This window comes from Polyangium sp. 6x1 (genome assembly GCF_029946515.1).
GTDB lineage: Bacteria > Myxococcota_A > Polyangia > Polyangiales > Polyangiaceae > Polyangium.
On record NZ_JARZHH010000030.1, the window covers coordinates 11,030 to 22,460 of the forward strand.

Here is an 11,431-nt window from a genome sequence, read left to right on the forward strand (position 1 = left end):
CCGCCGCCGTTCCATGCGGCGGCCCCACGGAGAGGGTGGTGGGTCAGTTCTTGCCCGTCCCGCCCTTCATGACCACGTCGACGCTGTCGGTGTTGTTGCCCGACACGGGGTCGGTCGTGCCGCTCGTGCACGACGCCGTGTTCGTGATGAGACCGACGCTGCCCTTGACCTGCACCTCGATGACGAACTGCGCGCTCGCTCCCGCTGGGATCGTGTCGGCCGTGCACCTCACCGTGTGCGTGGGCTTGTCGTAGGTGCACTGCGGCGAGACGAACTGCACGACGAGCTTCTTCGCGTCGAGCGGCAGCGTGTCGGTCACCACGATGTTCTGCGCGTCCGACGGACCGCCGGCGCCGCACGTCGGCGTCGGGCTGGACTGGGCGTCGGACTCACAGCCGGCATCGTTGTGCACGACCAGCGTGTACACGAGCACGGGAGACGGGTTGCCCGTGCGTTTCTCGCCGATCTGGTCGATCCAGAGATCGGCGCTCGTCTCGACCAGCGTCGTCTCCGTCGCCGTGTTGTCGATCGGGTCGGGATCCGCGGTGACGGACGAGACCACCGCCGTGTTCGTGAGCAACGTGCCGTCGGGCACGGACGGGCTCACGAGCGCCGTGATGAAGACGGTCTTCGACGCGCCTGGCGCGATGGAACCGAGATCGCAAACGACGTCGCCGTTCTGAAGCAGCGTGCACACGGTCGCGCCATTGCCGTCCTCGCCGCTGACGAAGCTCGTGCCTGCCGGCAGCGTGTCGGTGATGAGCACGCCCCCGGCCATCGAGGGTCCGGCGTTGTGCACGATCACGGTGTACGTGAGCGCGTTGCCCGCCTGGACCGGGTCCGACGAATCGTCCTTGGTGACGGAGAGGTCGGCCGACCCGGCGACGACGGTCTGCACGCTGTCCTGGTTGTTGCCGTTGTCGGGATCCGCGGTCGCGCTGGAGACGACACACTCGTTGAACAGGATCGTCCCCGGCGCGACGTCGGGCGCCACGAACCCCACGATGGTGATCTGCGCCGAAGCGCCGGCGGCCAGGTTGCCGAGACCGCAATGGACGTCGCGCGCCCCCGGCTGGCCGTTCGAGCACGAGCCGGCCGACGTCGTCACCGACACGAAGCTCACGCCCTCCGGCAAGGTGTCCGAGACGCTCACGCCCAGCGCCGTCGACGGCCCGTCGTTCGCGACCGTGATGACGTAGGTCAGGTGCGTCCCCGCGACGACGCTCGCCGGCCCGGTCTTGTCGATGCTGAGGTCGGCGAGGCCGGTGAACTCGACCTTGCCAGTCGCCTGGTTGTTGGCCGTGTTCGGATCGGGCGTGGCGCTCGAGACGGTGGCCACGTCGTTGATCTGCGCCGTATCGGCGGCGCTCACGGTGACGCGGACGGTCACGCGGCCGCCGCTCGGCACGGTGCCCAGGTTGCATTGCGTGATGAACGTCCCCCCGGAGCCAGAGGTGATACACGAGCCGGCAGAGGGCACGGCGCTGACGAACAGGAAGGGCGTCGCCGACGTCAGCACATCGGTGAGGCTCACGCCGGTCGCGTCCGACGGGCCCAGGTTGTCCACGAAGATGTCGCAGAACGCGGTTCCACCCGCGCCGGCGGGATCATCCGGCTTGCAGACCTTCGTCACTGCGAGATCGGCGAGCGCCTGGACGGTCGTCGTCGCGGTGGCGGTGTTGTTGCCGAGGTTCGGGTCTGTCTGGTTGGTCGCCGCGACAGAGGCCGTGTTGAGGATCGTCGCCGAGCTCGCGGAGCCGAGGAAGTCCGACGGGATCTCCACCTGAACGGTGAGGTTCACGGTTTGTCCAGGCAGAATATTGCCCATGGGGCACGCGAGCGTGTTGCCCAGGGGGTTGCAGGGCGGCGCGCTGGAGAGGAACGTCACCCCGGCCGGGAGCACGTCCGTCACGATCACCCCGTTCGCCGTATTCGATCCGAGGTTCTGGACGGTGATGTTGTAGGTGAGATTCTCCCCTGCCCGTACGGGGTCGGGCGAATCGAACTTGAGGATCTGCAGGTCGGTCTCGCTGCAGGAGGGGAATCGGAAGGATCCGATCGTGGTCAGGCCGTTGTCATGCTCGCCGGTGAACCAGAACGTGCAATCGTCCACCGGGTCGACGTTCATCGAGGCATAATCGCCCCATCGGTTGGTCGTCGTCGCCGCCACGGCCCCTGTGACGAGCACGCGCTCCCCTTGCGGGAGCGAGCCCAGCGCGTCGGTCGAATGCCTCCCCGTGTATCGCAGGCCTGGAAACGTGTTCGTGCCATTGGAGACGGTGTAGCCGATGGCAATGTTGCCCTTGCCATCCATCGCCGCGCTCGGCATCCAGCGGTGAACCCCGTCGTTCGGGGCGAAGGTGCCCTGCTGGAAGATGCTCCAGCCGGCGCCCGTGTTGCGGAGCTCGTACCAGCGGATCCCGGCCCGGTTCGTGTCGTCGACCGTGGCATCGACGGTCTGGCTGACGACCATCGCCTGGTGCGCACCGAAATTGCGATATTGCAGCCGGTGCATCAGCCGGTTGGACAGAGCGTCGACCTTTTGCGCGGTGCCGGGTTGCGGGATGCAATCTCGTATGCCTGGATTGCAGCCGAGGCTGCTGTCGAACGACGCCGTGTCGAGCGTCGTCACGAGGTTGAACGTCGAATTGGCCGGAGTTGTCCAGTCGACGTGGAACTCGCGGATCTCGAGGCGGTCGTTACCGCCGTCGAACCCGTCGTCGAGGCTCATCGTGAAGAAGTTCGGCGCCCCGGGGGGCGGCGGGTTCGCGCCGTCCCAGTCCGACGGGAGGATACGATTGCGTCGACCGTCGACGCCGTTACCGGCGGGGATGGAGAAGTACTGGAAGGTCGCCGGGGAGCCGCTCAGCATCGCCGCCCGGTCGAACACGTAGTTGCCGAGGGAGCTGCCCTCGAACGTCGACATGTAAAGGCCGTCGGGCCAGATCCCATACTTCATGTAGTCGTGCGACGCGGGGAGATTGAACTGGTAGAGGAACCAGCTCCCCGTGGGATTTCCCGTCTGGGAGTACGCGATGCACATGGGAAACGTGCCGCCCGGCCCGGTGGCCGTGTTTGGATCGGTAAATTGACTGACCATCCATCGGTCGGCCTGCTGGTCGTACAGGACGATCGGGTCGCCGGCATTTTGCGTGCGACACTGGTCGAAGCCGGTACCAGGCTGCGTTCCATTGATCCAGAGCTGGTTGATGGCGAACGAGGGTACGAGGACGAAGCCCTGCTTGTTGTAGATCTGGATGCTGGTGTTCACCATTTGCACGTAATGGTTTGGACCTACATCCCCTACGGGGTCGGGGGGGGTGAACGGACTGGTCTGTCCTCCAATCGTGAGGAGGGGAGCGGTCAGCTCTTGCGGCGCATCGCCCGGCGCGAAGTCGAGCTGCACGACCGGATCGGGCGCCATGGGGCCGGTCGGCTCGATGTTCGGGTCGCCGAGCCCCAGGCCTTCGGGATGAGGCTTCGCCGCCGACGGGGCAGCCGGTTTCTGGGCCGCAAGCTGCATCAGGGTCTTCGTCGTCGACCCGGCCACCGACGGCGCGCTCACATAAGGAGCGTTGCCGCTCGACGCCCCGGCTGCCGCTGCTGCGTTCTGGATGGCGTTCGAATGGCTCGTGGTGTCAATTTCGTGTCGATCCGAGGCCCCCTCGGTCACGTCGTGAGATGTGCATGAGAAGAGGCCGCCTGTCGTGCACAACAGAAGTGCCGCGAGGCGACAATGAAGGAAATGCATAATCCCTCCCTTTGGCAACGCGCAGCAATTTCCAGACCTTGTCGGCCCGTGAAGCGCCCTCACGCCCCATGCGCCCCGCACGCGGCGCGACCGTCGGGATTGGGTGCGTGTGATTGGGATACCCATGAGCGGGGCGGCGCGATGCGCTCTCGCGGATTGGCTCCGTTGCTATCTGAATGGCAGACGCCGCGGGCATCGCGGCCCGCGCGGTCACGTGTACGCGCTTCCTCCGCGTGCCGGCGTCACGCGCGTGGCGGCGCCCGCGGGACCGGCGAGTCCGTGCGGAGCTCGGCTCGGCCTCCTCGGCGGCCACGAGACACCCGGGGCATAGGCGTTGCTCGACCCCGGCCATGCAGCGGCGAGCCGGTACGTGGTTCACCCTTGGGCTGTTGGGAACGTTCGTGGCCTGCGTGGATCAGGAGCGTTCGGACGCCACCAGGCGCCTCGTCCTCGCGGCCGAGGGAGGGATCGACGGTGAGGCGACCACGAGCCTGCTCCGCATCTCGACGAGCCCGCCGAGCGCTGCCATCGAATGCACCGGCGATCCCTCCGTTTGCCCGGCTGGCTATCGGTGCATCTGCGGCGGAGGCGGACCGTCGCCGTGGCCATGCCATTGCGGCCTGGCATGCCAAAGCGACCGCCAGTGCACCGACCCGGGCCAACCCATCTGCTGCGGAGCGCCCACGGGCACCTGCACCGACGCGTGCACCTGCTACTGCGATTGACCTCGCCACCGAGCCACGAGCGCCCCGTGGCGTCGAATTTCATTGACCCGCGGACGCACGTGTACATCGCCCGCCGGGCGCTGGCCACCGCGCCGGGCGTCCGTCTCACCGCCGCGATTTCTTGCGCGCCACGCGGGCCACGAGGCCGGCGAGGACGAGCGCGAGCGCGGCGGGAGAACCCGGCGCCGACGGCGAAGCGCTGCAGAGCCCCGACGGCTCGTTCTCCTGGAACGGCGCGGGGCCGGGGCCCACGTCGTCCGGGATCGAGCCGCCCATCCCGCTGCCGCCTGCGCCGCCCGCGCCGCCCGCGCCGGACGAGCTCGACGAGGAAGACGCCGCGGTCGAGCTCGACGCGCTGCCGCTCGCGTTCGGGTCCGTGATGTTGATGGCGGCGCACGAGTAGTAATAGGGCTTCGCCGCGCCTTCCATGTACTGGCGGAGCTGGAGCACGCAGTTCTGGCAAGGCGTATCGGGCACGGTGAGCGTCGCGCTCACGAGCCCGCCCGACTGCGAATTCGCGTCGGCGGCCTCGTAGTACACGGCGCCGTCGAGATCGGCGCGCGTGACCGTGTCGATCGCCTTCGTCGAGATCGACACGCGAAACTTGCCGTTGTGGTTGACGGTCTCCTTCCACGTGACCTGGACCTGCTGGCCCACGACGAGATCGGTGACCTTGTAGCCGGAGGCCGGGCACGCCGCGGCCGTGCCGTCTTCGGCGGGATCCTCCGGCCCGGCGCCGAAGTAGCAGCCGCAAGGGCCGCTCTTCGCGTTGTCGTCGTTCGTGAGCGGGGGCGGGTTCATCAAGAGGGCGTGCGCGAAGGCGCTCGACCCCGCGAAGAGGACCGCGGCAAAGGCGAAAAGGGACGGCGTTCGGAAATGCATGGCCACCTCGGACACGCCGAGGGTACTCGAGTCACGCGGGCGAAGGGAGAGGCACCCCGGACACGTGAGCCCGCGGCGCGCGACTTCCTCGCGAAAAGCCGTTGCGAAAGGAAAAACCCAGCGAGGCGAGAACGCGGAGGGCTCAGAAGGAGCCGGGCGGCATGCTCGGCGGGACGGCCTTGACCTTGTAACGCATACGGAAGGCCGCGATCGTGGCGCCGAGCTCGGCGCGCGAGACGAGGCGACCGCGGCCGCGGATGCATTCGAGCAGCTCTTGATAGAGCTCGTAGAGGAGCATCTCGTCGACGAGCGTGTTCGTCGTCGCGGGGAAGAGCTGGTTGCGCAGGGAGATCTTCGAGCTCGCCACGGCCTCGTCGGTCACGCGGACGAACCCGACGGCGTGGAAGTTGCCGGCCGCGTCGACGCCGATCACGGACGACGCGACGGGGCTCTTGCACTTGCCCGACTCGTAGATGCGGCGGATGTTCTTGCGCACGTCGCCGAGCGCGCCCGTGGTGGGATCGAACTCCGCCGCGGACGCCGTGGAGCTGGCCGAGAGCACCGCCGTCGAGCCGGGCCCCGCGGTGCCGAAGAGATCGATCTCGCCGCTGCGGAACGAGCGCGATTTCTCCCCGCCGCTCGGCATGCCCTTCGAGGCGAACCAGCTCTCGAGCATGAGCGTCATGAGCTCGACGCTGTGGTGCTTCTTCGAGAGGTGGAAGGCGTGCACGCGTACGAGCGGCAGGAGCAGCTTGCGGCAGATTTCGTTCTCCTGCTGCTGCTTGACGCTCGCCACGTCGGTCGGGTGCGACGTGCCGTCGTACTGGACGACGAAGAGCGGTGTGCGCTCCGCGTCAACCGCGACGTAGTCGAACGTGGCGCGAGAGACGAACTGCAAGAGCTCGTCCGAGAGCCCATTCCCCTCCGTTCGGAAGACGTCCTGCGCCTTGACGCGCATGAGCACGCCGGCGCCGAGCCTCTTGCAAACGGTCGAAAGTCCGAAGCTTACTGCCTCTTCGGTGTGGTGAACGAGCTTCTTCAGGTTTCCGTTCATCGCGCGACCGCTAGCCTACGGTAGGCTGATAGCGGCGGTGACCGCAACCGGAGACGACAGCGATCCAAGGTGATTCTCTTTACAGGATCTGACGAAGCCCCACGTTGTCCGGGGGTTCGCCCGCAAAAGCGCGAGGTCGTGGAGCCGCGCGCGCGTGGGCTTCGCGTTGCACTCGTGCTCTGCGCGCTCCTCGTTCCAGCTCCATGCTTCTCGCTCGGCTGCCGGTCCGAGGCGCCACGCGCGAGCACGTGCCCGGCGGGCTTTCGCGCCGATACGGCGCGGGCCGAGGCGATCCTCGCGAAGGTCGGGGAGCTTCCCGCGGGCGCGCGCGCGAGGGACGCCGCGCTCGCGAAGGGCGGGGTGTCGTTCTGCTTCGGCCGCATCGGGGTGTCGTCGGTGACGACCGCAGGCGCCGTGCTGATCGACGAGGCGCTCGGCACGGAGGAGGCCGCCGCGCGGGTCGCGCACTTGCTCACGCACGTGGCCGAGGGGCTCCGCGTGGAGCCCGCGCGTGGTGAGGAGGACGAGAGCTGCGAGGTGATCACCGAGCGCGCGCTCGCCGCGGAGGCAAAGGCGCTGTCGCTGGAGCTCGGCCTGCGCCGCGCGCTCGGGATCGGCGCGGAGGCGCGCGTGCGGTACGCGTTCGAAGAGAACTTCTGGGCCGCGCCGGAGGGGGCGCGCGAGGGGCTCGTGCTCGACTACCTGCGCGCGCATCCCGACGGCGCGCCGGGCATCGACGCGCTCGCCTCGGGTTACGCGCGGCGCTGCCGGGAAGCGCGGGACGCCGCCTCCGCGCGTTGACGGCGGCGCGCGAAGGTCGCGATCCCGAGCCCGAGCACGAGCACGCTGACGGAAGCTTCGAGCGGCGCGGATGCCGCGAGCCGACACCCGCACCCACTGTCGCCGCCGGACGAGGCCGCAGCGACGCACACCTTCTGCGTCTTGCAGGTCGCGCCCGAAGCGCACGCGTTCGCGTCCGAGCACGGGCCCACGATCTTCGTGCGCTCGTAGTCCATGAGGTCCGCGTCGGGCGGCAGGAGACCGGCGCAGACGATCGTGGAGGCACAAAGCGGTTTGTCCTGGCACGTCTCGCCGCGCCCGCACTCCGCGTCGGACGTGCACGCGACAGGGCTGCAATAGGGCGCGCTGTGGCAGGTCGCGCCCACGGTCCCCTCGGGGCAGTCGTCCGGCGGCGGCCCGACCACGTCCGCACGCGCGGGCGTGGGCGCGACGGACGCGAGCGCCGAGAGCCCGAAGATCGCGATCCAGAAGGACGCACGCTTCATCGACGAACCTCCACGCCCTGCCCTACGCGATCCCACGCGCGTCGTCGACAGCGAACGAGCCGCGTCGCAGCCCCGCGCGCCGCGCGCTACGTTCGGGGCGAGCCCCATGGACGCCCTCCGCGCCCGCATCGCGCGACGCCTCGAGCGTGGGATCGCGCCCTCCCTGCCCGGCCGCGCGCTCGCGAGCGCGTGGGCCGCGATCGCCTCTGCGCGCGTTGCCCGCCCCGTGACGCTCCCCGAAGGCGCGCGCATCGTCGGCGTCGGCGGCGCGGTCCTCGGCGGCGCGGGCAAGACCCCCGTCGCGATCGAGCTCGCGCGCGCGCTCGCGCTCGAAGGTCACGACGTCGCGCTGATCGGACACGGCTACCGCGCGCGCAGCGCTTCCCCGCGCCGCGTCCTGCCGGACGATCCCGTCGCTCTCGTCGGCGACGACGCCCTCTGCGCGGCGCGCGCGCTCGCCTCCACGGGCGCGCCTGTCTTCGTCGCGAGACGACGCGCCGAGGCGCTCGCGCTCGCGGTTCGGTCCGGAAAAACCCTCCTCGTCGTGGACGGCCTCCTCCAGGCTTCTCCGCGACGCCTCGACGACGCCGTGCTCGTGCTCGACGGCGCCTCTCCGTTCGGCGCCGGCGTTTGCCCGCCGCTCGGCGATCTGCGCGCCCCCGCGTCATCGCTCGTCGAAGCGGCCGATCACGTCGTCGCGATCGGCGGCGCGCGCTCGCCCGCCCTCCCCGCGTTTGCCGTGCCGCTCGCCTCCTCGATCGACGGCGCCCTCGACGCGTCCGGCCGCCGTCACGATCTCGCTTCCCTCGCTTCACGACGCGTCGGCCTCCTCGTGGCCATCGCGCGCCCCGATCGCCTGCTCCCTGCGCTCGATCGTGAGGGCATCCACCCGCGCGCCATCCTCTGTCTTGCCGACCACGCCCGCTTCGGCCCGGAGCCCCTCGATCGTGCCCGGGCCCTTCGCCTCGACGCCTGGCTCACCACGGCTCGGTGCGCTACCAAGCTCCCGCCCTGGCTCGGCGGTGCCCCGGTCCTCGCCCTCGATCATCGGGTCGACGTCGGTCCGCTCCTCGCTCGACTCTCGTTTCGAGGCTCGCGCGAGGGCGCGCCTGCCTGTGCTAGGCTCCCGGCCCCATGAAATGGATGCGTTCGCTCAGGTTGGTCGTGACGGCGATGGCGCTCGTGAGCGCTCCTCTTTCGCTTTCGATTTCGACGGTCGGCTGCTCGGGCGGCTCGGGCGGCGCGAAGGCCCCGGATCTCAACCCCGCTGACATGCCGGCCGGCGCGAGCTGGACGGGCGTCTACTTCAGCGAGCTCTACGGCTACCTGCACCTCGTTCAGGACGGCAACGCGGTCGAGGGCAAGTGGATCCGCCCGCACAAGGACAAGTGGGGCAAGCTCAAGGGCGAAGCCACCGGCGACGTCATCAAGTTCGAGTGGACCGAGTACACGACGGGCCTCGTCGGCCCCAACGCGTCGAAGAGCGGACGCGGCTACTTCAAGTACAAGCGCCCCGCGGGTGAGAACGTCGACGACACGTTCGCCGGCGAGATCGGCTTCGACAAGGACGAGGTCGGCGAGCCCTGGGACGGGGTCAAGCAGCGCAACGTGAACCCCGACCTCGCGTCGATCGGCGGCACGGGATCCTCCGACCTCGGCGGCGGCGACTGGGATTCGGAGAACAAGGAACAGGGCGCGCCCGAGGAGCCGGCAAACCCCTGACAGGAGGCTCGGGGACGTACCCTCGCCCGAGCGAGATTGCGAAATGGCACGACCTCAACCGCAAGGAATCAAGTTCCGCGAGCCCCCCATTTTCGAGCGCGGGACGGCGGGGCGCTCGGGCGCCTCGTTCGCCCCGCTCGACGTACCGGACGTCGATCCGGCCGCGCACTTCGGCGCCCTCGCGCGCAAGGAGGCCGCGGGTTTGCCCGAGGTGAGCGAGCCCGAGGCGTTCCGGCACTTCGTGCGCCTCTCGCAGTGGAACTTCTGCATCGACTCGCAGCTGTATCCGCTCGGGTCGTGCACGATGAAGTACAACCCCAAGATCAACGAGTGGGCCGCGCGCATCCCGGGCTTCTTGAAGATGCACCCGGAGACGCCGGACGAGCTCGCGCAGGGCTCGCTCGAGGTCATGTGGCACGTGCAGCAGATGCTCAGCGCGGTGAGCGGCATGGACGCCTGCTCGCTGCAGCCCTCGGCGGGCGCGCAGGGCGAGCTCACCGGGCTCATGATGATGCGCGCCTACCACGCGTCGAAGGGGCGCAACCCGAAGAAGGTCTTCATCCCGGAGAGCGCGCACGGCACGAACCCGGCTTCTTGCGCGCTGAACGGCCTCGTCGCCGTGAAGATCGAGAAGAACCCGGGCGGCATCGTCACGCCGCAAGAGGTCCTCGCCGCGATCGAGCGTGAAGGCGGCGACGACGTCTTCGGCCTCATGATCACGAACCCGAACACGCTCGGCGTCTACGAGAAGCACCTGCCGGAGATCATCGAGGTCGTGCACGGCAAGGGCGGCCTCGTGTACGGCGACGGCGCGAACACGAACGCGATCATGGGCCACGCGCGCCCCGGCGACATCGGCGTCGACGTGATCCACATCAACCTGCACAAGACCTTCACCACGCCGCACGGCGGCGGCGGCCCCGGCTCGGGCCCGGTCTGCTTCAAGAAGCACCTCGAGCCCTTCCAGCCCGGCCCCGTGCTCCTGCGCAAGGACGACGGCACGTTCGCCTTCGATCGCGATCGCCCGCAGTCGATCGGCCGCCTGCGCGCGTTCTACGGCAACTTCGGCATGTTCATCCGCGCCTACACGTACCTGCGCGAGATGGGCGGCGAGGGCCTGAAGATGGCGAGCGCGCTCGCGGTCCTGAACGCCCGCTACCTCTGGGCGATGCTGAAGGACACGTACGCCGCGCCGGTGCCCGAGGCGTGCATGCACGAGGTCGTGCTGAGCGACGTCGACCTGGAGAAGGCGACGGGCGTCAAGACGCTCGACGTGGCCAAGCGCCTGCTCGACTACGGCTTCCACGCGCCGACGATCTACTTCCCGCTCGTCGTCCCGGGCGCGCTCATGATCGAGCCGACCGAGACCGAGACGAAGGAGACGCTCGACGAGTTCATCGACGCGATGAAGGCCATCGCTCGCGAGGCGCAGGAAGACCCGGCCCTCGTGAAAGGTGCGCCTCACAACACCGTCGTCGGGAGGCTCGACGAAGCACGCGCGGCGCGGCAGCCGCGGCTGCGCTGGCGGCCGCAGGCGGGCTGACCATGGGCTTCCGGTTCGCCCCAAATTCGCGAACCGGGATTGTCCGTGCGTACAATGTCGTCGGTCGGTCGCCCGCTCCCTCCGGGGGGCGGGCGGCGAATCAGAGCGTGAAGGCCTGAACGAGCAGCGACGTGTCCCGGACCATCACCGACAACGTCGGAGAAATCGAGACGATCTGCAAGACCGACCCCGCGCGTGTGGGGGACCTGGTCAAGCTCGTGTTTCGCTCGGATGACGACGCGGATCCGCCGTTCAACGTCCGGATCAAGTCGCCCTCGGGCAAGGTGATCATCGAGCGGGTGCTGCGCGATCTGCCCACGGGCAAGCCCCAGAGCGCGCCGCCGATCGAGTTCACCGCCTCGGCCCCGGGCGCGTACAAGATCGAGATCTGGCAGCTCTACGGCAAGATTCGCGGAAACGCGGTGCTCAACGTGATCCCGGCGATGTAGCGGGCGCCGCGCGCCCCTT

At 69.1% G+C, this 11,431-nt stretch carries 10 protein-coding genes; 6 read left to right on the forward strand and 4 right to left on the reverse strand.

Annotated features, from left to right (window positions below; genetic code table 11):
- Positions 1–43: 43 nt before the first annotated feature.
- Positions 44–3,523 carry a DUF11 domain-containing protein gene (locus QHF85_RS26060; protein ID WP_281330023.1) on the reverse strand — a complete coding sequence of 1,160 codons (3,480 nt, stop codon included), beginning with the start codon at positions 3,521–3,523 and terminating at the stop codon, positions 44–46.
- Positions 3,524–4,161: 638 nt separating this feature from the next.
- Between QHF85_RS26060 and QHF85_RS26065 the strand changes: the two genes are divergently transcribed.
- Positions 4,162–4,476, forward strand: coding sequence for a hypothetical protein (locus tag QHF85_RS26065; protein ID WP_281330024.1), 315 nt, complete (start codon positions 4,162–4,164; stop codon positions 4,474–4,476).
- 105 nt (positions 4,477–4,581) lie between these two features.
- Here QHF85_RS26065 and QHF85_RS26070 read toward each other — a convergent pair whose 3' ends face one another.
- On the reverse strand, positions 4,582–5,358 hold the full coding sequence (locus QHF85_RS26070) for an SCE4755 family polysaccharide monooxygenase-like protein (protein WP_281330025.1): 777 nt from the start codon (positions 5,356–5,358) through the stop codon (positions 4,582–4,584).
- A gap of 142 nt (positions 5,359–5,500) precedes the next feature.
- Positions 5,501–6,412 carry a DUF2726 domain-containing protein gene (locus QHF85_RS26075; protein WP_281330026.1) on the reverse strand — a complete coding sequence of 304 codons (912 nt, stop codon included), beginning with the start codon at positions 6,410–6,412 and terminating at the stop codon, positions 5,501–5,503.
- A 174-nt stretch (positions 6,413–6,586) separates the two neighbouring features.
- On the opposite strand from QHF85_RS26075, the gene QHF85_RS26080 reads away from it, so the two are divergent.
- Positions 6,587–7,213: a hypothetical protein gene (locus QHF85_RS26080; protein WP_281330027.1), complete on the forward strand. Its 627-nt coding sequence runs from the start codon at positions 6,587–6,589 to the stop codon at positions 7,211–7,213.
- Here QHF85_RS26080 and QHF85_RS26085 read toward each other — a convergent pair.
- Positions 7,165–7,698 (reverse strand): hypothetical protein, encoded by a 534-nt coding sequence (locus tag QHF85_RS26085; RefSeq protein WP_281330028.1) that lies wholly within the window; start codon positions 7,696–7,698, stop codon positions 7,165–7,167. The two genes, QHF85_RS26080 and QHF85_RS26085, sit on opposite strands and share 49 nt — an antisense overlap.
- A gap of 106 nt (positions 7,699–7,804) precedes the next feature.
- Between QHF85_RS26085 and QHF85_RS26090 the strand changes: the two genes are divergently transcribed.
- The 4 genes from QHF85_RS26090 to QHF85_RS26105 all read left to right on the forward strand — a co-directional run bounded on the left by QHF85_RS26090 (position 7,805) and on the right by QHF85_RS26105 (position 11,412).
- A complete protein-coding gene (locus QHF85_RS26090; protein ID WP_281330029.1) occupies positions 7,805–8,836 on the forward strand; it encodes a tetraacyldisaccharide 4'-kinase in 1,032 nt (343 codons plus the stop codon).
- The gene (locus QHF85_RS26095) at positions 8,833–9,420 is read left to right on the forward strand and encodes a hypothetical protein (protein ID WP_281330030.1); all 588 of its coding nucleotides are present in this window, start codon (positions 8,833–8,835) and stop codon (positions 9,418–9,420) included. Before QHF85_RS26090 ends, QHF85_RS26095 begins: the two co-directional genes overlap by 4 nt.
- 43 nt (positions 9,421–9,463) lie before the next feature.
- Positions 9,464–10,963, forward strand: coding sequence for an aminomethyl-transferring glycine dehydrogenase subunit GcvPB (gene gcvPB, locus QHF85_RS26100; RefSeq protein WP_281330031.1), 1,500 nt, complete (start codon positions 9,464–9,466; stop codon positions 10,961–10,963).
- A 131-nt stretch (positions 10,964–11,094) separates the two neighbouring features.
- Positions 11,095–11,412: a hypothetical protein gene (locus QHF85_RS26105; protein WP_272419912.1), complete on the forward strand. Its 318-nt coding sequence runs from the start codon at positions 11,095–11,097 to the stop codon at positions 11,410–11,412.
- Positions 11,413–11,431: the final 19 nt, after the last annotated feature.